Source organism: Cupriavidus sp. SW-Y-13, from assembly GCF_009793345.1.
Taxonomy (GTDB): domain Bacteria; phylum Pseudomonadota; class Gammaproteobacteria; order Burkholderiales; family Burkholderiaceae; genus Cupriavidus.
This window is the reverse complement of record NZ_WHLX01000001.1, coordinates 1,533,010-1,554,772: the sequence shown is the minus strand read 5'-3', so window position 1 is coordinate 1,554,772 and position 21,763 is coordinate 1,533,010. Positions and strand designations below refer to the sequence as shown.

Sequence of the window (21,763 nt, the reverse complement as noted above, 5' to 3'; positions counted from 1 at the left end):
CTGTTGTCAGCCCTGCCACCACAACAGCCCATCGTTGCCCTCGCGCGGCAGCCCGTCCGAACATGGCTACACCGAACACCTACCGAAGAGGACACCATGCCAGGCAGCAAGAAGTTCTTCCGCATCGCCACCGAAGGCGCCACCAGCGATGGCCGCGTTATCGATCGCAACATGCTCCTGCAGATGGCCGGCAGCTACGACCCGAAGACGTACGGCGCGCGCATCAATCTGGAGCACATTCGCGGCATCGACCCCAAGGGCTTGTTCCAGGCGTACGGCGACGTCGTTGCGCTCAAGGCCGAAGAGCAGGCCGGCAAGATGCGCCTCTTCGCACAACTCGATCCCACTACCGAGCTGGTCTCGCTTACCCAGGCACGCCAGAAGATCTTCTGCTCGATGGAGGTGACGCCCGTTTTCGCGGACACCGGCGAGGCGTATCTGACCGGCCTGGCCGTGACCGACAACCCCGCGAGCCTCGGCTGCGAGATGCTGCAATTCAGCGCGAAGGCCAAGATCAACCCGCTGGCCGACCGCAAGCAGCACCCCAGCAACCTGTTCTCCGAAGCCGTGGAAATCAATCTCGATTTCTCGGACGACACGCCGCAGGATCCGGCCCCGCCGACGAACGGCCTGGCTGCTTCCATCAAGCGCCTGTTCGGCAAGGTCGAGCGCAATGAGACCGGCCGTCAGGCGCAGCACGCTGACACGCACGAAGCCGTCAGCACGCTGGCCCAAGAGATCCATGCGATGGGCGGCCAGTTCTCAAAGGTGACTGCTGCGCTCGAATCCATTGCCACCCGCATCGACACGATCCAGACCGAGCAGCAGAAGGACAAGGCCGAGTTCGCCAGCTTGAAGGCCGCGCTGGAGTCCACCGAGACCTACAGCCGTCGCCCACCGGCTACAGGTGGCGATGGCAGCGCCGCCCCTGAAACCGACTGCTGATCCGCCCATTCACACGGAGCTATCCCATGCGTAACCCCACCCGCCGTCTCTTTACGGAATACGAAGCAACCGTCGCCAGGCTGAACGGTGTCGACCGTGTCGATCGCAAGTTCAACGTTGCGCCCAGCGTACAGCAGACGCTGGAAACCCGCATTCAGGAATCGAGCGAATTCCTGCAGCGCATCAACATCATCGGCGTGCCCGAGATGGAAGGCGAAAAGGTCGGTCTCGGCGTGTCCGGCCCCGTGGCAAGCACCACCGACACCACCGAGAAGGAACGCGAGACGAGTGATTTGAGTACGCTCGATCGCCGCCGCTACCGCTGCGAGCAGACCAACTCGGACACGCATATCTCCTACCAGCGCCTCGACATCTGGGCGAAGTTCAAGGACTTCCAGACCCGCCTGCGTGACGCGATCCTGCGCCGCCAGGCACTGGATCGCATCACTATCGGTTTCAACGGCGTCAAGCGCGCTGCCACGTCCAACCGCACGGCCAATCCGCTGCTGCAGGACGTCAGCCGAGGATGGCTGCAACTGCTGCGCGAGGATGCACCGGAGCGCGTGATGCGAGGCACAGGAGACGATGGCGCGCTGGTAGTGGGCAAAGGCAACAGCCCGCAGTACGCCACCCTCGATGCGCTTGTTTTCGACCTGTGCAACAGCATGATCGCGCCCTGGCACGCGGAAGATCCCGACCTCGTCGTCATCTGCGGTCGCCAGTTGCTGGCCGATAAGTACTTCCCGCTCGTCAACAAGGACCGCGAACCATCAGAGCGCCTGGCCGCTGACCTGATCATGAGCCAGAAGCGCATCGGCAACCTGCCGGCCATCCGCGTGCCCTTCATGCCGCCGAACACGCTGCTGGTCACGCGCCTGGACAACCTGTCCATCTACTGGCAGGAAAGCAGCCGGCGCCGGACCATCGTCGACAACCCGAGGCGCGACCGCATTGAGAACTACGAGTCGAGCAACGACGCCTACGTGATCGAGGATCTCGAATGCGTGGCGATGGCCGAGAACATCGAACTGGTGGAATGATGAGCAGCCCTGCCCGCGACCACTTCCTGCGCGTCACGGCGGCGCGCACTGCCGCCGCAGCGGATGCTGCGAATCCACTGCGCCATGCCACCGGCCACGAGCTGATGCTGGCGCAGCTGGCCGAGCACAAGCGCGCGCTCAAGCAGATCCAGTCCATCGAGCGCAAGGCCGACGCCAAGCGCGCGATGCTGCCCGTCTATGCCCCGTGGATCGAGGGGGTGCTGGAGGCCGATGCCGGCATTCAGGACGAAGTCTTCATGACCGTCATGGTTTGGCATATCGACGTCGGAGACTTCCCCGGCGCCCTGCCCCTCGCCCGCTACGCCATCCGCCATCACCTGGTGATGCCCGACCAATACCAGCGGACCACGGCCTGCCTGATCGCCGAGGAATACGCCACGATGACCATCAAGGCGTCCGAGGCCGGCCAGCCGGTGGACATCGAGGCACTGGCCGAGGTCGCCGAGATCGTGCAAGGCGAGGACATGCCCGACGAGGTACGCGCCAAGCTCCACAAGGCGCTGGGATACGCCAGCCTGACGCTGATCGACGACCTACCGCCCGACGAGCAGCAGACGCGCCGCCGAGCCGCCCTGGTGAACCTCCAGCGCGCGCTCGAGCTGCACAGCAAGGTCGGCGTGAAAAAGGACATGGAGCGCCTGGAGCGCGACATCAAGAACGCTGTCCCGGCCGCTGCGCAGGAGGGCAGCAGCCAGGACTGACACCGAGCGTGACCCCACGCGACAGGCGGCACGGGGTGGCCCTCGGCAACGCCGGAAGGCCAGCCCGAACGGCCACCCCGTCCACCGCCTCCCAACCCTCTCGCGAATCCGAAACCTATGTCTTCGTTCCTCGCCGCCGCACCCGCTCAAGCCGGGCAGCACGTCATCCGCAATGACGGCTTCTTCCCCGACATCGATATCGACGCCGCGCTGTCAGCCATGCGCCAGGACGGCACCGTGACGCCGGATCGGCTGCGCGGCGCGCTGGTCGAGGCCGTGCTGTCGATCAACGGCTGCCTGCAGCCGTGGCGACTCACTCAGGCAGCCGCCGGCCATGCCTCACTGGAGGCAGTACCGGCAGAGAAGATCGACGGGAAGTCCGCACACCTCCACCGCTACCTGCGCGCGGTGTACTGCGAGGCGCGTGCCGGACTGATCGAGCGTTATCGGGACTACGACGCCACCGCTGCAGGCGACAGCAGAGCCGAGGCATTGATGCAGGCCGTCGAGGATCTGCGGCGCGATGCACGCTGGGCCGTCAGCGATATCGCCGGGCGACCACGCAGCACCGTGGCGCTGATCTGATGCGCGTGATCGCCATGCAGGGGGACACCGTCGACGCGATCTGCCACCGGATCTACGGCCAGACCGCCGGCATCACGGAAGCCGTCCTCGAAGCCAACCGGGGCCTAGCCGAACTCGGCCCGGTCCTCCCTCACGGCACGGTCATAGACCTGCCAGATCTCCCGCAGCAGGCCGTGGTGTCCCGCGTCCAGCTTTGGGACTGACCCTCAAGGATCTCCATGGCTGAACCCATCTCCACCAGCTCGACCGCCGCCGTTGCTGTGACGGGCATCGGCGCTGTCTCGCTGATGCCAGGCGTCGATGCGGCCACCGTGCTCGGCGCCTTCGCCGGCGCGGCGGTCTTCGCACTGAACTCGGACGAGTTGTCGAACGGGAAGAAGATCGCCTTCCTGATGCTCTCTATCGTGATCGGCTGGCTCACCGCGCCGCTCGCCGCCGCGCTGATCGCCTCGGTGCTCCCGGGCGACCTTCACGTCAGCCACGGCGTCGGCGCGCTGGTAGCGTCCGCCGTGATGGTGAAGGTGCTGCTGGCGCTGATTCGCCTGGCTGACAGGAGCGACCGCCTGATGTCCGGCCTGCGCGGCCCTCGAGGTCCACACCGCCCCAACGATGGAGCCGACCAATGACCACGCTCACCCTCATCCAGGCGCTGCTCTGCGCGCTGATCGCCGTCCGCCTGCTGCTCTTCCGCCGCGACGGCTGCACCCACCGGCCATGGGCTGCCGCGTTGGCCTACGGCCTGATCGTGATGGCAGGCACGGTTGCCATCGGCGTGCTGTTTGGCCGGTACGAGTGGGCGCTGCTGGCGCAGAACGGCATCCTGGCCATCCTGTGCGCCGCCGTCTACGCGGTGCGCGGTAACGTAGTCGAACTGTTCCGAATGACCGGCGACAGCGGCACCAGCGAGAACGAATCGCTGCTGCTGCGCTGCCTCAGGAGATCTCGCCATGACGATCCTGCGACGCGGTGACCAGGGCGCCGACGTGCGCGAACTGCAGCGCCTCCTGCGCACGCGCGGCGCTCGCTTGGAACTGACCGGCGAGTTCGATGCGGAAACGGCCGTCGCCGTCCGCTCGGCGCAGCGACTCTACGGCCTGGTCGTGGATGGCCTGGCTGGCACCAAGACTTTGCTCGCCCTCCAGCTCGACGGCCGACAGCCTGGCCAGCTCGGCGCCGACGACCTGCGCCGCGCCGCTGCCACCCTCAACGTGCCGCTTGCCGCCGTCCGCGCCGTCAACGAAGTAGAGAGCCTGGGACCGGGCTTTCTGCCCGATGGGCGGCCCGTGATCCTGTTCGAGCGCCACATCATGTATCGCCAGCTACGCGCCACCGGCCGCGACGCCAATACCCTGGCGCTGCGGTATCCCAACCTGGTCAGCGCCAGGCGCGGCGGCTACATGGGCAAGTCGGCGGAACACGGGCGCCTGGCTGCTGCGTCGCAGATCGATATCGCATGCGCGTTGTCATCGGCCAGTTGGGGCATGTTCCAGGTCATGGGCTACCACTGGGAGCGGCTGGGGTATCCCAGCGTCGAAGACTTCGCAGACGCCATGCGCTGCGGCGAGGCCGAGCAGCTCGACGCCTTCGTGCGCTTCATCATCGCCGACCCGGCTCTGCACAAGGCATTGAAGGCAAGACGCTGGTCCGCCTTCGCGCAGGGCTACAACGGCCCGGCATACAAGGACAACCTCTATGACGTGAAGCTGGCACGCGCCTTCGCACGCTATGAGGCCGAGGACGAGGAAAGCGAGGTGCCCGCATGAGACGCACCCTCATTGCCGCCCTGGCTGTGGTGCTCGCCCTGGTCAGCACGGCCAGCGCCGGTGCCTGGCTGACCGAGCGATATCGCCAGGTCCTGCGCCGCGCCGCCGATGCCGAGAAGCTGGCGGCATCCCTTCGCGCTCAACTAGACAGCGGCGATACGGCCGTCGTCGAGGTCATCCGATACGTCGATGTCGTCAAGACCATCCACGTCAAAGGCAAAACCATCGTCAAGGAGATCCCGCGCTATGTCACCGTCGAAGCTGATGCTGCCTGCACTGTGCCTGTCGGCTTTGTCCGCCTGCACGACGCCGCCGCCACCGGCACCCACCTGCCCGATCCGGATCCCGGAGGCGCTGATGCGGCCCCCGCAGGCATTCCGCTCTCTGCCGTCACCGAAATCGTCGCCGACAACTACACCACCGGCCACCTCAACGCCGCCCAACTGACCGCCCTCCAGGACATCCTGCGCGCCCAGGGCGCCACCATCATCGGCGAGGACACCCCATGAGAAAACCCGCCGAACTCCGCACCGCCATCACGGCTGCCGTGCCCGACCTGCAGCGCAACCCCGACAAGCTGCGCCTCTCAGTCGAGGAAGGCCGCGTTGTCGCCACTGGCGGCAAGACGATCTCTTTCGAGTATCACTACACCCTCACCCTCCTAGTCATCGACTTCGCCGACAGCGCCGACGCCATCACCGTGCCCGTACTCGCCTGGCTGCGCGAGAATCAGGCCGAGCTATTCAACAACCCGGACAAACGGCCCGAGGGCTTCCGCTTCGAAACCGACATCCTCAACCACGATAGCGTGGATTTGCTGATGCGGCTGCCCCTGACCGAGCGCGTAATCGTCAAAGTGGAGGGCACCCGGTATGCCATCACCCACGCCGCCGAGCCAGTGGATCCCTACGACGATCCCTCAGGCTGGAAGCTCCCCACCCCATGAAAGCCGACCTGGACGATATCGCCGGCTGGGCTGGCAGCTTCCTGCAGCAGCTCCAACCGACCCAACGCCGCAAGCTGATGCGAGCCGTGGCCACCGAACTGCGCCGCCGGCAATCGAAGCGCATTGCCGAACAACGCAATCCGGATGGCTCGGCGTACGAGCCACGCAAGCCGCGCCTACGCGCGCGGGCTGGGCGGGTCAGGCGGCAGATGTTTGGGAAGCTACAGACGTCGAAGTTCTTGAAGGTGCAGGCGGGGCCGGACAGCGCGGTGGTGGAGTTTGCGGGCGGCGTGCGGCGGATGGCGGCGGTTCACCAGTTCGGCTTGCGGGATCGGGTGAACCGGAATGGCGGGCTGGAGGTGGAGTATGCGCGGCGGGAGTTGTTGGGATTTGGGGAGGGGGATGTGGGGAGGTTGGCAGATGCCGTGCTGGGACTGGTGGCAGCCGGGGAGGCGCTGTGAAGTACTACCGCCTTGGCTCCAGCCCAACGCAGGAGTCAGCAGCACTCGAAGACGAAGGAAAGCCGCACTGTTTGTATCGTTCGCAACTTAGAAAGCCACCCGTCAAAGTTCCATTGGCATGCCGGTACATCAGCTGGTACACTAACTAAATTATATGTACCGCCCCACGCTACGAACGGAATTACATGGTTCAAATCGACGAAAAAGAACTTTCTCTGCTGTTCCAGCAGGGCATCCAAGGAAACGCCTCCAGCTTCGTCCTCCTCGCCCGGAGATTGGTCAGCCGCCTGAAGAAGAGTGACCCCTCAGCCGCCCAGGTCCTTGCCGAAACTTTGTTGTCAATGCCGGCTACTACGCGATCGGTGACACAACCAGTGGACGCCGACAGCCGCCGGGGCTTGCTCAGAGAAGACGCATCCGTCGTGCTCCAGTACGAACCGATTTGGCCACCAGAGATAGCATCCAAACTCGCCCGTGTCATTGAGGAGCGCAAGCTTGCGACGAAGCTGCGACTATCGAATCTCGAACCCATTAAGGCTTTGCTGTTTAAGGGACCGCCCGGCGTTGGAAAGACAATGGCTTGCCAATGGCTCGCGCGCGAACTCGGCCTCCCCCTCTTAACGCTCGACCTGGCTACTGTCATGAGCAGCCTGCTCGGCAAGACCGGAACGAACGTCCGAGCCGTGATCGATTACGGACGCGAATTTCCGTGCGTCCTTCTGCTCGACGAATTCGATTCGATAGCAAAACGCCGGGACGATGACCGCGACGTTGGGGAATTGAAGCGCTTGGTCACGGTGCTGCTGCAAGCTATCGATGAATGGCCGTCCACTTCATTGTTGGTAGCGGCGACCAACCATCCAGAACTACTCGACCCAGCTGTTTGGCGACGATTCGATCTTCAACTCGAATTCGATGTTCCGTCTGAACAAGCCATTACTCAGTTCCTGCTCGCCGAGGACGTTTCCGCTGCTGCAGCAAAGGAGCTGGCGTCATCGTACATCGGTTCATCGTACGCAGACCTTCGACGCTTTGTGCAAGGAGCTAGGAAGGTGGCAGTCCTTTCGGACCGCCCTTTTGAAGAAGTTCTCGCCGAAGAAGGATTGAACGCTGCGGCCGACTCTCAGGGTTCGACATTCCTTCGCGACGTCAAGATCAGAAAACTCGCAGCTGAAGGTGTATCTCACAGAGACATTGCACAACAACTTGGTATTTCACACCCCACCGTGGGCAGAACTCTCAAAAAGGGAACGAGGAATTAAGCCATGCCGAACAAAAATCTGCTGCTGGGAGGCGGCGAAAAACTTGCGGGCAGCGCAAAGATTGTACGTGGCGGCGGCCCGAAGAAGAGGCCATACACTCTTGACGAGGTGCGCGCAGAACTGCTGGAGCCGGTGAATGACATTGCCACCGCATTGCGTAACGTCTCGGTCGGCGCGAAACCACGGGGGGAAGCGGTATTTGAAATGACGCTACATCCCTCATTCCTTGCGCGCAGCTACTATCCCGCCAAGCTGCTGAACGCCACTGGTCTCCGTGACGTTGGCAGCAAAGAAAGGACCATTGTTCCAAGGAAAGCTTCGGAGGATCGCCTCGAAGGCAAGCCTCATGCGACGGCGTCGATTCTTGTGGCCGGGAAGGAGGATGGCATCAACAGACTGGCGTCATTTCTCAGTTCCGTCAGCGTGCCCGACTATATCGGCCAGCAGCTTACCGAAATTGAGTCAGTAAAATGGCTGAACTCAGAAGACAAAGTGCGTGGCGAGCTCCCAGTGGACGACGCAAGTCACTCTTTCGAAGTCGCGTTGCATGCTGGCCCTAACGAAGACGACATCGTCATTGGCTTTCAGCGATTTGCGATGCAATTGGGGGCTGATGTCGACCTGAAACGAAGGATCAGGGTCGGCGGCCTCACCTTCGTTCCCGTAAATGCAACTTCATCGCAGCTGCTCGCACTTTCGGAGTTTACCTTTCTGCGCGTCGCACGCCCAATGCCAGCCCTGCGGATTGCTGTGCCAAACATGGTGCGTCAGACTATGAATGGCATTCCCTTCGCGCTACCGACTGGCGGGCCGATTCACACAAGCGAGCGGGTGGCCATCTTTGATGGTGGGCTGGGGACTGCTGACCTGTCGGCTTGGGCGACGGAGTATACGTTCCCAGAGACCTCGGACACCTCCGGCGCGCTACTGATGCATGGCAGCGAAGTTACATCAACGTTCCTTTTCGGTCGACCTAAGGCAGGTGCACAGATTAATCGACCATTCATGGGCGTCGATCACTATCGCGTGCTGGCACCGACATCAGGCAAAGACCCCGACCTGTTCGATGTGCTGCTCCGTATCAAAGGCGTTCTCGAAGCCGGGCGGCATAGGTTTGCGAATCTCAGCCTCGGCCCCCGCATGCCCGTCTATGACGACGAAGTTCACGTTTGGACTGCGACTCTGGATCAGCTGTGTGCCAATTACGACATACTGCTGACTGTTGCAGTCGGCAACGACGGCGAAGCAAAAGGCGCGGATCGTATCCAGCCGCCGGGGGATATGGTGAATGCCATAGCAGTCGGAGCGTCCAACTCCGCAGGCCCCAAATGGAAACGAGCTCCATACAGTTGCATTGGACCAGGACGTAGTCCGGGGTATGTCAAGCCAGATGGCGTAGCGTTCGGAGGCAGCGCGGGGGAACTGTTCGAGGTCTTTAATCCCCTTCTCGGAAGCGTTGTCGGCGTTTCCGGAACAAGCTATTCCTCGCCGCTAACCCTTCGCACGGCTGCTGGAGTCGCAGCAACAACGAACTACGACCTGTCGTCCATAGCTCTCAAAGCACTTCTGATCCACCATTCCGAGCACTCAGCCCGACTCCCTCGCGCCGAAGTGGGATGGGGTCGATTTCGCGAGGACGCCCTGACGCTATTGGAGTGCGGACCCGACTCCGCAACAGTCATATTCCGGGCGGCACTGGCAAAAGGTGAATTCCGACGTTGCCCCGTTCCGTTTCCCGACGTCTTGATCTCCGGGAAGGTGACGGTCCGAGCGACATTCTGTATTTGCGCACATACCGACCCGGAGCATGCGATTAACTACACGCGCTCCGGAATGGGAGTTACCTTCAGGCCCTTACTGGGTCTCGGCGATGAAACTTCTACCGAATTCTTTGGCATCAAGTCGCAGTACAAGGCTGCAGAACGTGAGATGCGAGATGCAGGACATAAATGGGAGACCGTGCTTCATCGCAGCAGGGACTTCACTGATGGCACGTCGCTATCCTCACCGGTTTTCGACGTGGAGTATCACGCACGGGAAGTCAGCCGATCGGTTCCGCCAGCATCCGCACCAGATGTATCGTTTGCACTTGTAGTGACGGTGCACGCTCCGGGCGTGACCAACTTGTACGATCTGATTAGACAGAAGTATCCGGTACTGCAACCGGTTGAACTACGTTCCGATGTGGTCATTGACACTTGACCGGCGAAGGTAGAAAGCTCGGCTCGGAACTGCCCATGCGGCATCTTATCGAGGTATCAAAAGCAGTTGCCGGAGTCGCCAGCGCGCTCCGGCAACTGCTTTTTTACGCCGATAGCTTGGTCTTAGTCGAGTATCGTTGCCCCACCTCATCTCACCGGACGAAGACTGCCACCCACCATGATCAAATGTTGCGAATGGCCGTCATGATCTGCACACCCAACTGCCTGGTATTGAATTCATTACCATTGGAGTTCTCAAGACCGATCTGAAGCTCAGCCGCCAACTGGCGCAACACCGGCTTAACGGGCAGAACCGCAACACCGTCTTCCTCCACCTCGATAGCACCACTCTCGCGCTGGCGGACGACATATTTGCCATACGTGGCCTCGTCGGCCACGGCAGTCGTCGGCGCGTAGCTGATTTCGTCGCCAGTCGGCATTACCTTCAGCACGTTCTCTACCGCTCTCAAGGTGCGTGTACCCCATTGAGTCGTGAAGGCGAGTGTCTTGCCCGCGACGTGGAACAAGTCTTCGTCGCCTGTGTAGCAGCGCAGCTTCTTTTGACCCAGAGCTGCAAGGAAGCCGGATTCGTTGAGGTTACCGTCCGCGGACACGAACAGGCTTCCTTTCCATGGAATTGCAGCCTCAATACTCTCGGCGGACAACCCACGTCGTATAGCTTCAGCCACTACTTCATAGACTAAGCGGCGCTTTGGAAGATTGCTTAGCGATAGGTCCCCGATAGACAGATCGTATCTAGTCAAATCCCGATCTTGGGTGCGAGCTGCATCTTGCTCCATCGATTTTTCACGAACGGCTACCTGATACTGTTCGGCCTCTGGCAACGGAATGACTTGATGTATGTCGAGCAAAACACGTCCGTCAACAGCGTGCGGTCGCATTTGTACGCATCGAATGTCTAACCTCTGCTTGTTGAGCCACAAGACCGCAGTGGTGAGTTCTTGCGAAAATTCCGACGAAGCCAGAACTATCCTGACTGTGTCAGAGAGCGCGACAGCGCCCTCCTCTCTATCGAGGAACTCTCTAATGGCCTGCTCAGCATCCTCTTTTGCGCCGATTGATAGCAGATACTTCCGATGGGCTTCCACGGCTTGATCGAATCTCATCGTGGAAATCATCGCCGCGTACCGCAACGCCTGCAGCTCCATGTGCGCGCCATCGTCTCGCTTCAACTCCACCACCACGAGCCGAGCGTTCTCATCCAGGCAGAGAAGGTCAATGCGTCTATTCGCGCCCACCCAGTCTCCGAATTCTTCCGCAAGAACCATTGTCCGAACACCCGGAGTGATCGCTGCAATATGGGTCCGGACCGCACGCTGAATATTTGCTCGTTCTAGCAATCCGAGTTCAGCGAAAGTTCTTTGGCCGATAGGCGTCAGCTTTTCGCCGGAAATTTCGTATAGCGCCATGTCACTTACCTGTTGGTTGAATTTTCTTCGGTGAGGAAGTTCATCAGCTGTGGATGTTTACAAAATGCATACTTTTGAAGTTTTGCGTACCAAGTATTTCTCCATGCATTGGCTGACCCAGCTTAGATTTCACGGACTATTTACGGCCACAGCCTTACGAGTGATAACCCCACCTTGGCCGGGTTGCCCGAATGAGGAACGTGACTCACGCAGCCTGACGTGTTGTCTACCAACTCGCGACAACACCCACCCAATGACCGCCCCGCGCGCCTGAGGCACGCTGGTGGTCATGCCTTCCGCCGAACTCCTCCGTCTCATTGAAAACCTGCTGCGCTTCGGCACCGTCGCCGAAGTGCGGCATGCCAAGCCCCCGCGCGTCCGCGTAACGACCGGCGGCATCGCCACCGACTGGCTGCCCTGGATAGAAGCCCGAGCCGGCCGCACTCGTACCTGGTCTCCACCGACAATCGGCGAGCAGGTTCTGCTGCTCTGCCTCGGCGGCGATCTGCGCAATGCCGTCATCCTGTGCGGCATCCCGTCTAACGACTTCGATACACCGAGCCACAGTCCGGACGAGACCGTGACGCAGTATCCGGATGGGGCGACGGTCACGTACAACCACGCCAGCGGCACGCTGTCGGTCAGCGGGATTCAGCAGCTCATCATCGAGGCTGCGACGAGCGTTCTGGTGCGATGCCCTGAAACCACGTTCGACGGCAACGTGATCGTCAAGGGCTTGCTCTCCTACCAGAACGGCATCGCTGGTCAGGGCGGCGGCCACGGCAACACCATCTCGGGTGATTTCATCCACCAGGGCGGCAAGCTGTCGTCGAATGGGGTGGTGGTCGATGAGCATGACCACGGCAATGTGCGGCGTGGCGGTGACAGGACGAGTGGCCCGCGATGACCTATCTCGGACTCGACAGCACCACCGGACGCGCCAGCACGGATCTGGCCCACATCTGGCAGTCCATCCGCGACATCCTGACCACGCCCATCGGCACACGCGTCATGCGGCGTGCATATGGCTCGGATGTGCCGGAGCTGATCGACCAGCCGATGAATGGCGTTACGCGGCTGCGCGTGATGTCGGCGTCTGTTGCCGCCATCGTCCGATGGGAGCCGCGCGTCAGCATCAATGCCGTGTCGTTCCAATCGGATGCAGAAGGCGCCTGGTCCGTCAGCATCGATGCCGAGCGCGTGGACGGCGCACGCCGCGCAACACTCCCTCCCCTGACCATCCCACTGCAGCGAGGCCGGGCATGACCACACCGATCGATCTGTCGCGCCTGCCGCCGCCCAACGTGGTCGAGGTTATCGACTACGAAGTGATACTGGCCGAGCGCAAGGCGTATTACCTGAGCCTGTACCCCGCCGAGCAACGCGAAGCCGTCGCGCGCACGCTGGCGCTCGAATCCGAGCCGGTGGTGAAGCTGTTGGAGGAATCCGCGTATCGTGAGATGGTTCTGCGCCAGCGCATCAACGACGCTGGCCGCGCGGTCATGCTGGCCTATGCCCAGGACAAGGATCTCGACCACCTCGGCATGCTCTTTGGCATCGAGCGGCTCACCATTGCCCCTGCCGATTCGGATCGCAACACCCCCGCCGTCATGGAGCGCGATGCCGATTTGCGCATGCGGATCCAGCTCGCCCCGCAAGGGTTCTCTGTCGCAGGCCCAGCCGGCGCCTACCGCTCGCACGCCCTTGGCGCCGACGGCCGCATCCTCGATGCCCTGGCGACCAGCCCGGCCCCCTGCGAGGTGCTCGTCACCATCCTCTCGCGCGAGGGCGACGGCCATGCTGACGAAGCACTCTGTCAGGCTGTTGCCGAACGGCTGACCGCCGCGCACGTCCGCCCGCTGACCGACCTCGCGACCGTGCGTTCGGCGGAGATCGTCGGGTACAACGTGCGCGCCCGGATTTACACCTTCCCCGGCCCCGATTCCAGCGTGGTGCTGACGACCGCACAGGCCCGGCTGGATGCGTATCTCGCCGAGACCCATCGCATCGCCCGCGAGGTCACACTTTCCGGCCTCTACGCCGCGTTGCACGCCGACGGTGCGCAACGTGTCGAGTTGCTGGAGCCCCTCGCCGATGTGAAGGCGACGCACACACAGGCGCCCTACTGTCGCGCCGTCGATATCCAGCACGGCGGCACCCATGGCTGACCTGCTCCCGCCCAACGCTTCGCCCGTCGAGCGCAGGCTTGCCGAGACTGGCGCACGGCTTTCCGAGATCCCGTCGCCGCTGCGCGATCTCATGCGGCCTGACAACATCCCGCTCGAACTGCTGCCCTGGCTTGCCTGGCATCTCGGCATCGACGCATGGAAGAGCTACTGGCCGGAGTCGATGCGCCGCGCGCTGGTCGCGTCCGCGATTCCCGTCGCCCGCATGAACGGCACCGCCGCCGCTGTCCGCGAGGTCATCGGCGCATTTGGTCGAGGCATCGTCCTGCGCGAATGGTGGGAAACCACGCCACGCGGCCGGCCCGGCACCTTCGAGGTCATTCTGTCCGCCGGCGACGGCCACGGCGTGCCGGCCACGGCTGATCTGGTCGGCGACATCATGGCCGAGATCGACCGCACCAAGCCTGTCAGGGCGCACTACACCTTCACGCAGGCCGTTCGCGCCGCCTGCCCGATTGCTGTCGCCATGGCCGCGCGCCCCGCCGTGTATCGACGGCTCACCCTCTCTGCTGCCTGACCCATGTCCGGAATCCTGCTCAAGCTCACTACCGCTGGCCGCGCCGCCCTGGTCAACGCGGACAACACCGGAACCGCCGCGCATCGCATTGCAGCCGTAGGGCTGTCCACGGCGGCTTTCAAGCCAACAGCCACGCTTAGCGCCGTACCAAACGAGATCAAGCGCGTCGAGACCATCGCCGGCGTCAATGTGGGCGGCGGCATTATCCATCTGACGATCCGCGACGACAGCGCCGATCAATATCCGCTCCACGGCTTCGGGATCTACCTGGGCAACGGCGTGCTGCTCGGCACCCACAGCGCGAAGACGCCCATTCTGGAAAAATCCGCCGCCGCTATCCTGCTGCTGTCCACCGATGCCGAGTTCGTGGATGTCGACACTGCAAGCCTCACGTTCGGCGATGCTTCCTTCGCCAATCCGCCCGCCAGTCAAACCGTGCCTGGCATCGTGGAACTGGCTACGTGGGGCGAGACCGAGCTGGGGAGGGACAACCGGCGAGCGGTGACACCAGCTGGTCTCACCGCTCGCCTCAGGGCTTTCGCGCCCCTCGCCTCGCCTGGACTCTCCGGCATGCCGACTGCCCCCACTGCACCCGCTGGCACTGTCTCTGACCAGATCGCGACGACGGCATTTGTTCAGTCGACTGTCCACCAAGCATCCGTCGGGCAGATTGTGTTGGAGCCTCGCACATCCGCACGGGCCGGTTTCATGAAAGCGAATGGTGTGGTCCTGCGACGCAGTGATTACCCGCAACTGTGGGGCTATGCCGTATCGTCGGGCGCACTGGTGACCGAAGCCCACTGGCAAGCCGGTAGCCAAGGTTGCTTTTCCAGCGGCGATGGCGAAGAGACGTTTCGGATCCCGGACCTGCGCGGCGAGTTTCTACGCTGTTGGGATGACGGACGCGGCATCGACGCAGCCCGGCGCATCGGCAGCTACCAGGCAAGCCAGAACCTCGCCCACGCCCACCCGGCCAGGTCCGGCCCTGCCGGGCGGCACGGCCATCGCGCATGGTCCGAGCCGCAGGGACGGCACAACCATGGGGGCCGAACTTCGGATGATGGCGAGCACACCCACGCTTCGGGCATATCTCGCAACGCCATGGTGTATGGGGGTGGCGGGCCTCAGGATGACATCGGCGAAGGCCGCAGCAATGACATTCGCACGAGCGCCGATGGACGGCATGGCCACACCATTCCGCAGGATGGCAGTCACGTCCATATCGTCGGCATGAACGAAGCCGAAGACCACATCCACCCAATCACGATCGATACCGATGGGGGCGGCGAAGCACGCCCCCGGAACATCGCCTTGCTGGCGATGATTCGCGCCTACTAGGGAGCCACGCATGCAGATCCACAACTTCGACCCGCAGACCGGCCAGTACACCACCAGCACCTTTGCCGAACCCGATCCACTCAACGAAAGCCGCTGGCTGCAGCCGGCCTTCAGCACGCACCTTTCACTTCCTGAGCGCGAACGCCACACCTGGCCCTACTTCGTCGGCGGCGCGTGGGAATTGCGGCCGGACTTCCGAGGCATGCTGCTCTACCGGCAAGCCGATGGCTCCGCCGCCGAGATCCTGACGCCGGGTGTCACGCCGGACCAGGCCGGCCTTACCAGCAAGCCGCGCCCTTCGGACATCCATCGTTTCGAGAGGGGCGCATGGGTGATCGACCAGGAGGCTGCGCGCAAGCAGAAGCACGACGCAGCGTTGGCCGACTTCGAGAAACGCATGGCGCTCGCGAAATCGCGCACTGCCGGCAAGGCCGATGCCGTAGCAGCCGGGATACTCGACGCGGTAGAGATGGCCGTGTTCCGGGCGTGGGCGGCGTATCAGGTGGCGTTGGTAGCGGTGCTGGAGGACGGCTCTTTCCCGGATAGCCCCGCGTGGCCTGAAGTGCCTGATGAAACCGCCCTTGCGTTGAAAATTAACAGCTCGGAATCGATTGAAGCTGCGTCGGTGGCACTCAATCGGAGTCCAAATGATCCCAGGAAAGGATCCAGAACTTAGGATTGCCTGCTAACGAATATGCGCCAGGTGTGGCACGTCGCTTGTACTTCTTCTCATTGAGTTCCACAACTTGGCCGTGACGCGCATCGGGAAAAAGTTTGTCTAGCTCGAAGCCCAGCTTCTCCACCTCAGTTGCAGGTAGCTGCCCGGATAACTTCATCTCGCGCTCGATGATGTAGAGGCGCTCAGTCGCGTCTGCAATCGGCGCTCGGAATTTGTTCGGATTGTTGCCGTCATAGTTGTCCGATCGTTGCCGAAGCTGCTCCAAATTGCTTTTCGCTGCATCGTAGTCTTGAAGCGTGTAGTAGGCCATCTCGTCCCCTTGCCATCCCATCGTGGACTTGCATTCTACGGAAGATGCCAGTGAACTGTTGTCAGAAGCACCGGGACAACACCCACCGCGCGACACCTCCGCGCGCGCGCCGCATCCTACTGGAACGATCTGCTCTCGCCTGATCCATCCAGGAGGACTCAATGCCATCAAACTACCACCACGGCGTGCGCGTGGTCGAGATCAACGGAGGTACTCGGCCAATCCGCACCATCTCCACTGCCGTGATTGGCGTCGTCTGCACGGGCGACGATGCCGACTCATATCTCTTCCCGCTCGACACGCCGATCCTGCTGACCAACCCGATGGCCTACATCGGCAAAGCCGGCAAGCAGGGAACACTGGCGCGCACGCTCGACGCCATCGCTGACCAGGCGAATCCCTTTACGGTAGTGGTGCGGGTAGCAACAGGCGCGACCGACGAAGAGACCGTCAGTAACCTGATCGGCACCACGGACGCCCATGGTTGCTTCACCGGCATGAAAGCGCTCCTTTCCGCCAGGAATCGCCTGGGTGTCACGCCCCGCATCCTGGGTGTGCCAGGGCTGGACAGTTTGCCTGTTGCCGTCGAGTTGGCCAGCATCGCCGCGAAGCTCAGGGCGTTCGCCTATCTCTCGGCGTTTGGTTGTGCGACCAAGGAAGAGGCCGTCGCATACCGCCTCAACTTCACGCAGCGTGAAGTGATGCTGATCTGGCCGGATTTCCTCGGCTGGGATCTCGATAGCAAGGCACAGGCCATCCAGTTCGCCACCGCACGCGCCTTGGGTCTGCGAGCCAAAATCGACCAGGAGATCGGCTGGCACAAGACCTTGTCGAACGTTGGCGTCAATGGTGTTACGGGCCTGTCGAAGGACGTCTTCTGGGATCTGCAGAATCCCGCCACTGACGCGGGGTATCTGAACTCCAATGAGATCACCACGCTCGTGAACTTCAATGGATTCCGGTTTTGGGGCTCTCGCACCTGTGGAGACAAACTCTTCGCCTTCGAGAGCTACACGCGCACCGCACAAGTGCTGGCCGACACGATGGCCGAGGCCCATGCCTGGGCAGCAGATCTGCCGATGACGCCCACGCTGGTGCGCGACATGCTCGAAGGCATCAACGCCAAGCTGCGCACCTACACACGCAACGGCTACCTGCTCGGTGGCTCTGCCTGGCTCGATGCCGATTTCAACGACAAGGACCAGTTGAAAGACGGTCGGCTTGCTGTCGACTACGACTACACCCCCGTCCCGCCGCTGGAGGACCTCACCTTGCGCCAGCGCATCACTGACCGTTATCTCATGCAGTTCGCGCAGGCCGTCGCCGCGTAAGCGGCACCGCGCACCCCTGAAAGGAGCAACCCATGGCAATGCCAAAAAAGCTCAAGAACTTCAACGTCTTCGCCGACGGCGTCAGCTTCATCGGCGAGGTGGAGGAATTTACTCTTCCCAAGCTGACCCGCAAGCTGGAGGAATATCGCGCCGGCGGCATGAACGGCCCCGTCGAGATCGACCTGGGCGCCGAGAAGATGGAATCGGAAGCCACGTACGGCGGCATCATGCGCGAGATATTCAAGTCGTGGGGCATCTCTTCCGTGGACGGCGCCATGCTGCGATTCGCCGGCGCCATTCAGCGCGACGATTCCGAAGCTGTCGATTCCCTCGAAGTCGTCATGCGCGGCCGTCATACCGAGCTGGATCTCGGCAACGCCAAGGCCGGCGACAACAGCCAGTTCAAGGTGAAGTCCGCCATCAGCTACTACAAGCTGTCCGTCAACAACGAAGTCTGGTGCGAGATCGACCACAACAACTTCATCGAAGTCGTCTTCGGCGTAGACCGCCTGGCCGAGCAGCGCCGCGCGATGGGCGTGTAAACGCCACCCTTCCCTTTTCTCACTCTGGAGCCATCCATGACTCAGCCCACGACCACCGACACCGATATCACTCTGGAACAGCCACTCACGCGCGGCAAGGAAATCATAAAAAAGATCACCGTGCGCAAGCCTGGCGCAGGCGAGTTGCGCGGCTGCAGCCTGATCGATCTTCTGCGCATGGAAGTCAACGCACTGCATGTGGTCCTGCCGCGCATCACCACCCCCACGCTGACACAGCACGACGTCGGCCAGCTCGATCCCGCAGACCTCATGCAGTGCGGCACGGCGGTCAGCAATTTTTTGCTGCCGAAGTCGGCGAAGGACGACAGCTTCCAGAGCGAGTCGAAGACGCCATCGCCGACGTTGCAGTGATCTTCCACTGGCCCCCTGAGGTCATGTACGCGATGGGGGTCGCAGAACTGATGGCGTGGCGACAGCGCGCCTACGACCGTAGCGGAGCCGACGAATGAGTACCTCGCGCAATCTCAGGCTGGAGGTTCTGCTGCAGGCCGTGGACCGGGTAACGAGGCCGTTCAAGGCGGTCATCGACAGCAGCAGCAAGCTGGCGAAGACCGTCAAGGCAACCCGTGACGAGTTGAAGGCGCTGGAGCGTACGCAGGGAAGCATCGACAGCTTCCGCAAGCTGTCGAAGGAAGTGACGATCACCGACGCGCAACTGCGCAAGGCCGACGCCCACGTCAAAGCTCTCGGACAGCAGATCGACGCAGCGGCACGCCCCACTGCTGCCATGACCCGTGCGTTCCAGAAAGCCAACATCGAGGCCGACAGACTGCGCAAGCACAGCACCGGCCTGCAGACCAGCCTCACAGGCGTCAAGGACCGGCTGACCGCAGCAGGCATCAGCACGGCTACGCTGCGGCGCGGCCAGGGCAACCTGACCACCCAGATCCAGACCACGACGGCGGCGCTTGCGCGGCAGGAAGCGCAGTTGAAGGCGGTGGGGGAACGGCAGCGGCGTGTTGCCGCCGCCACGGCTTCGGCCGACAGGATGCGGGGTGCTGCTGGAACCCTTGCTGCGGGTGGCGCGACCAGCGCCGCGTTGGGCGCCGGAACCTTGCTTGGCGCCAGAAGGCTGCTCGCGCCGGGCGGCGAATACAACGCCGAGATGTCCAGGGTCCAGGCCCTCAGTCGGCTCGACAAGAACTCGGAGGCATTCCAGGCGTTGCGTGCGCAGTCCCGACACCTCGGCGCCACGACGAGCTTCACCGCCACGCAGGCCGCTGAGGGTCAAGGCTTTCTGGCGATGGCCGGCTTCACTCCGGACGAGATCATCAAGGCCATGCCAGGCACTCTCGCGATGGCCAAAGCGGGAACCACGGACCTCGGCGTCGCGGCGGACATCTCGTCGAATGTCATGAGCGGCTTTGGATTGGAGGCGGACCAGATGGGCCGCGTGTCCGACGTATTGACCATGGCCTTCACGTCGTCGAACACGACGCTGCAAATGCTCGGCGACACGATGAAATACGCGGGTCCAGTAGCCAAGGCAGCCGGAATGTCATTTGAGCAGGCAGCGGCGACTGCGGGCCTGCTCGGAAATGCCGGGATACAGGGTAGCCAGGCCGGCACAACCTTGCGCGCAATGATCCTCCGCCTGGCATCGCCAACATCGAAAGCCAGCAAGGCACTAGGGGAACTTGGCGTCTCGTCGCTCGATCTGAAGGGCAACGTTCGGGACATCCCGTCGATCCTCAGCGACGTCGCGGCCCAGACCGAGAAAATGGGTTCTGGCGACCGGCTCGGCTATCTCAAGCGCATATTTGGCGAGGAACCCGCCGCTGGCATGGCCGAACTCATCGAGCGACAGGGAACGAAGGGAATCGACAAGTACACGCAGATCCTGACGGAATCCGCCGGCACCGCAAATAGAGTTGCGGCCACCATGGCAGATAACCTGAAGGGAGACCTGCAGACGTTGGAGTCTGCGTGGCAGGATCTGGGCATCTCAGTGTCCGATACCGTGGACAAGCCGCTGCGTAGCGTCACGCAGACGATTACGGACGCCATTCGTACCGTCAGCCAGTGGACGAAGGAGAACCCGGAGCTGGCCGGCACATTGGCGAAGGTGGCCATCGGGCTGGGAGTTCTGTTCGCAGCGCTGGGAACGATTTCGCTGACGTTGGCAGCCGTACTCGTTCCGATGGCGGCGATCAAGGTGGCCTTTGGAGTGCTCGGCGTCAAAGGCAGTCTCGCCACCGGGGTACTACGCGGGATGGGCAAAGCACTGAAGCTGGTCCTGCGCGGTGTGGTCATCCTCTCGCGAGCGCTGCTGATGAACCCGATCGGCTTGGCGATCTCGGCCATCGCCGTTGCAGCATTGCTGATCTACAAATACTGGGAACCCATCAAGGCGTTTTTCGTCGGCCTGTGGGGAAAGATCTGCGGCGTGTTCTCTGGCGGCATCGGCAGCGTAACCGCCTTCATCTTGAACTGGTCGCCCTATGGCCTGTTTTACAGCATCTTCACGCGGGTGCTGAGTTGGTTCGGCGTGGACATGCCGGAGAAATTCACCGACTTCGGCGCCAACCTGTTGAAAGGGCTGATCAAGGGCGTTACGAGTCTGCTCCCCAAGGTGCGCGAGACCATCGGCAGTATTGGCGACGGCGTGGTCGGCTGGTTCAAGGAGAAGCTCGGCATCCGCTCGCCCAGCCGCGTGTTTGCCCGCCTGGGTGGCTTCACCATGGAAGGGCTGGATCAGGGGCTGGAGAACGGCCAGGGCGGCCCGCTCGGCACCATGGCGAGGGTCGCCAAGGTCATGACCGGACTCGGCGCCGGGATTTCGTTCGCGGCTGCAGCGCCAGCCATCGCCGGCGTGACGTTCGACAAGCGACCTCCCCTCGCTGCGTCGTCGGCCGGCAAGGGCGTCGGCATGGCACCTGCCCCGATCGTCATCAACGTCTATCCGCCCGCCGGCACGAATGAACAGACCATCGCCCGGATGGTGGCCACCGAGATCCAACGCGTTGAAGCCCGGCAGCAAGCCCGCGTGCGATCCCGTCTCACCGACCAGGACTGAACCATGATGATGGCGCTCGGCCTATTCGTCTTCGCCCTGGAGACGGCGCCCTACCAGGAGTTCCAGCAGCAGATCGGCTGGCGCCATCCGTCGAACAACCGCGTCGGCCGTCGCGCATCGCGCCAGTACACCGGCCTGGACGACGAGACGGTGACGCTCTCAGGCGTGCTGCTGCCCGAACTGAGCGGCGGCGACAACACCATCGACCACCTTCGGCAGATGGGCGACACAGGCCAGCCATACGTGCTGATCGAAGGCTCCGGCCGATACTACGGCATGTTCGAGATCGATTCGCTGTCCGTCACCCGCAGCCTGTTCTTCCCGGATGGCAAAGCGCGGCGCATCGAGTTCACGCTGAACCTCACACGCGTCGACGAAATCCACGAGCCACTCGCCAACGAACCTGCCCAGCCTGGAGCGCCCGATGTTCGCCCCATCCACTAATGGCCCCACGCCCACCACGGCGCC

27 protein-coding genes are annotated in these 21,763 nt (G+C 62.5%); 25 read left to right on the top strand and 2 right to left on the bottom strand.

The genetic code is table 11. The annotated features are described in order from the left end of the window. The first annotated feature begins 96 nt into the window (after nt 1-96). From GA566_RS06940 to GA566_RS06880, 13 genes are all read left to right on the top strand, one after another. Complete coding sequence (locus GA566_RS06940) at nt 97-945, top strand: GPO family capsid scaffolding protein (protein ID WP_160472218.1); 849 nt, start codon at nt 97-99, stop codon at nt 943-945. A gap of 26 nt (nt 946-971) precedes the next feature. Beyond that, nucleotides 972-1,985 carry a phage major capsid protein, P2 family gene (locus tag GA566_RS06935; RefSeq protein WP_160472217.1) on the top strand — a complete coding sequence of 338 codons (1,014 nt, stop codon included), beginning with the start codon at nt 972-974 and terminating at the stop codon, nt 1,983-1,985. Beyond that, nucleotides 1,985-2,707: a terminase endonuclease subunit gene (locus GA566_RS06930; protein WP_160473242.1), complete on the top strand. Its 723-nt coding sequence runs from the start codon at nt 1,985-1,987 to the stop codon at nt 2,705-2,707. The genes GA566_RS06935 and GA566_RS06930 overlap by 1 nt, the downstream gene beginning before the upstream one ends. A gap of 117 nt (nt 2,708-2,824) precedes the next feature. After that, nucleotides 2,825-3,292, top strand: coding sequence for a head completion/stabilization protein (locus GA566_RS06925; RefSeq protein WP_160472215.1), 468 nt, complete (start codon nt 2,825-2,827; stop codon nt 3,290-3,292). Next, complete coding sequence (locus tag GA566_RS06920) at nt 3,292-3,495, top strand: tail protein X (RefSeq protein ID WP_160472214.1); 204 nt, start codon at nt 3,292-3,294, stop codon at nt 3,493-3,495. Before GA566_RS06925 ends, GA566_RS06920 begins: the two co-directional genes overlap by 1 nt. 15 nt (nt 3,496-3,510) lie before the next feature. Further along, nucleotides 3,511-3,918: a putative holin gene (locus GA566_RS06915; RefSeq protein ID WP_160472212.1), complete on the top strand. Its 408-nt coding sequence runs from the start codon at nt 3,511-3,513 to the stop codon at nt 3,916-3,918. Beyond that, nucleotides 3,915-4,262, top strand: coding sequence for a phage holin family protein (locus GA566_RS06910; RefSeq protein ID WP_160472211.1), 348 nt, complete (start codon nt 3,915-3,917; stop codon nt 4,260-4,262). The genes GA566_RS06915 and GA566_RS06910 overlap by 4 nt, the downstream gene beginning before the upstream one ends. Then, nucleotides 4,240-5,055: an N-acetylmuramidase domain-containing protein gene (locus tag GA566_RS06905; RefSeq protein WP_160472209.1), complete on the top strand. Its 816-nt coding sequence runs from the start codon at nt 4,240-4,242 to the stop codon at nt 5,053-5,055. Before GA566_RS06910 ends, GA566_RS06905 begins: the two co-directional genes overlap by 23 nt. Further along, on the top strand, nt 5,052-5,564 hold the full coding sequence (locus GA566_RS06900; RefSeq protein ID WP_160472207.1) for a hypothetical protein: 513 nt from the start codon (nt 5,052-5,054) through the stop codon (nt 5,562-5,564). The genes GA566_RS06905 and GA566_RS06900 overlap by 4 nt, the downstream gene beginning before the upstream one ends. Further along, nucleotides 5,561-6,001, top strand: coding sequence for a phage tail protein (locus tag GA566_RS06895; protein ID WP_160472205.1), 441 nt, complete (start codon nt 5,561-5,563; stop codon nt 5,999-6,001). The genes GA566_RS06900 and GA566_RS06895 overlap by 4 nt, the downstream gene beginning before the upstream one ends. Then, nucleotides 5,998-6,462, top strand: coding sequence for a phage virion morphogenesis protein (locus GA566_RS06890; RefSeq protein WP_160472204.1), 465 nt, complete (start codon nt 5,998-6,000; stop codon nt 6,460-6,462). Before GA566_RS06895 ends, GA566_RS06890 begins: the two co-directional genes overlap by 4 nt. 185 nt (nt 6,463-6,647) lie before the next feature. Then, a complete protein-coding gene (locus GA566_RS06885) occupies nt 6,648-7,724 on the top strand; it encodes an AAA family ATPase (RefSeq protein ID WP_160472202.1) in 1,077 nt (358 codons plus the stop codon). Between the two features lie 3 nt (nt 7,725-7,727). Beyond that, nucleotides 7,728-9,926: a S8 family peptidase gene (locus GA566_RS06880; protein WP_160472200.1), complete on the top strand. Its 2,199-nt coding sequence runs from the start codon at nt 7,728-7,730 to the stop codon at nt 9,924-9,926. A 181-nt stretch (nt 9,927-10,107) separates the two neighbouring features. Here GA566_RS06880 and GA566_RS06875 read toward each other — a convergent pair whose 3' ends face one another. Continuing rightward, on the bottom strand, nt 10,108-11,355 hold the full coding sequence (locus GA566_RS06875) for a hypothetical protein (protein WP_160472199.1): 1,248 nt from the start codon (nt 11,353-11,355) through the stop codon (nt 10,108-10,110). 289 nt (nt 11,356-11,644) lie between these two features. On the opposite strand from GA566_RS06875, the gene GA566_RS06870 reads away from it, so the two are divergent. Genes GA566_RS06870 through GA566_RS06845 form a run of 6 tightly spaced genes read left to right on the top strand, consistent with a single transcriptional unit; the run spans nt 11,645 to nt 16,072 of the window. After that, nucleotides 11,645-12,262, top strand: a complete 618-nt coding sequence (locus GA566_RS06870; RefSeq protein WP_160472197.1) for a phage baseplate assembly protein V — start codon at nt 11,645-11,647, stop codon at nt 12,260-12,262. Beyond that, the gene (locus tag GA566_RS06865; protein WP_160472195.1) at nt 12,259-12,621 is read left to right on the top strand and encodes a GPW/gp25 family protein; all 363 of its coding nucleotides are present in this window, start codon (nt 12,259-12,261) and stop codon (nt 12,619-12,621) included. Before GA566_RS06870 ends, GA566_RS06865 begins: the two co-directional genes overlap by 4 nt. Next, nucleotides 12,618-13,523: a baseplate J/gp47 family protein gene (locus GA566_RS06860; protein WP_160472193.1), complete on the top strand. Its 906-nt coding sequence runs from the start codon at nt 12,618-12,620 to the stop codon at nt 13,521-13,523. The genes GA566_RS06865 and GA566_RS06860 overlap by 4 nt, the downstream gene beginning before the upstream one ends. Beyond that, a complete protein-coding gene (locus GA566_RS06855; protein WP_160472191.1) occupies nt 13,516-14,058 on the top strand; it encodes a phage tail protein I in 543 nt (180 codons plus the stop codon). The genes GA566_RS06860 and GA566_RS06855 overlap by 8 nt, the downstream gene beginning before the upstream one ends. A gap of 3 nt (nt 14,059-14,061) precedes the next feature. Next, nucleotides 14,062-15,396 (top strand): phage tail protein, encoded by a 1,335-nt coding sequence (locus GA566_RS06850; protein ID WP_160472190.1) that lies wholly within the window; start codon nt 14,062-14,064, stop codon nt 15,394-15,396. Between the two features lie 10 nt (nt 15,397-15,406). Continuing rightward, entirely contained in the window at nt 15,407-16,072 is a 666-nt protein-coding gene (locus tag GA566_RS06845; protein WP_160472188.1) for a tail fiber assembly protein, read from the top strand. On the opposite strand, the gene GA566_RS06840 is transcribed toward GA566_RS06845, so the two are convergent. After that, nucleotides 16,029-16,385, bottom strand: a complete 357-nt coding sequence (locus GA566_RS06840) for a hypothetical protein (protein ID WP_160472186.1) — start codon at nt 16,383-16,385, stop codon at nt 16,029-16,031. The two genes, GA566_RS06845 and GA566_RS06840, sit on opposite strands and share 44 nt — an antisense overlap. A 161-nt stretch (nt 16,386-16,546) precedes the next feature. On the opposite strand from GA566_RS06840, the gene GA566_RS06835 reads away from it, so the two are divergent. Genes GA566_RS06835 through GA566_RS06810 form a run of 6 tightly spaced genes read left to right on the top strand, consistent with a single transcriptional unit; the run spans nt 16,547 to nt 21,739 of the window. Then, complete coding sequence (locus GA566_RS06835) at nt 16,547-17,716, top strand: phage tail sheath protein (RefSeq protein WP_160472184.1); 1,170 nt, start codon at nt 16,547-16,549, stop codon at nt 17,714-17,716. 32 nt (nt 17,717-17,748) lie between these two features. Beyond that, complete coding sequence (locus tag GA566_RS06830) at nt 17,749-18,258, top strand: phage major tail tube protein (RefSeq protein WP_160472183.1); 510 nt, start codon at nt 17,749-17,751, stop codon at nt 18,256-18,258. A gap of 36 nt (nt 18,259-18,294) precedes the next feature. Then, nucleotides 18,295-18,630, top strand: coding sequence for a phage tail assembly protein (locus GA566_RS06825; protein ID WP_160472181.1), 336 nt, complete (start codon nt 18,295-18,297; stop codon nt 18,628-18,630). A gap of 23 nt (nt 18,631-18,653) precedes the next feature. Next, nucleotides 18,654-18,728 carry a GpE family phage tail protein gene (locus GA566_RS33655; RefSeq protein WP_370459301.1) on the top strand — a complete coding sequence of 25 codons (75 nt, stop codon included), beginning with the start codon at nt 18,654-18,656 and terminating at the stop codon, nt 18,726-18,728. After that, nucleotides 18,725-21,295: a phage tail tape measure protein gene (locus GA566_RS06815; RefSeq protein WP_160472177.1), complete on the top strand. Its 2,571-nt coding sequence runs from the start codon at nt 18,725-18,727 to the stop codon at nt 21,293-21,295. Before GA566_RS33655 ends, GA566_RS06815 begins: the two co-directional genes overlap by 4 nt. A gap of 3 nt (nt 21,296-21,298) precedes the next feature. Beyond that, nucleotides 21,299-21,739, top strand: coding sequence for a phage tail protein (locus tag GA566_RS06810; RefSeq protein WP_160472175.1), 441 nt, complete (start codon nt 21,299-21,301; stop codon nt 21,737-21,739). Nucleotides 21,740-21,763: the final 24 nt, after the last annotated feature.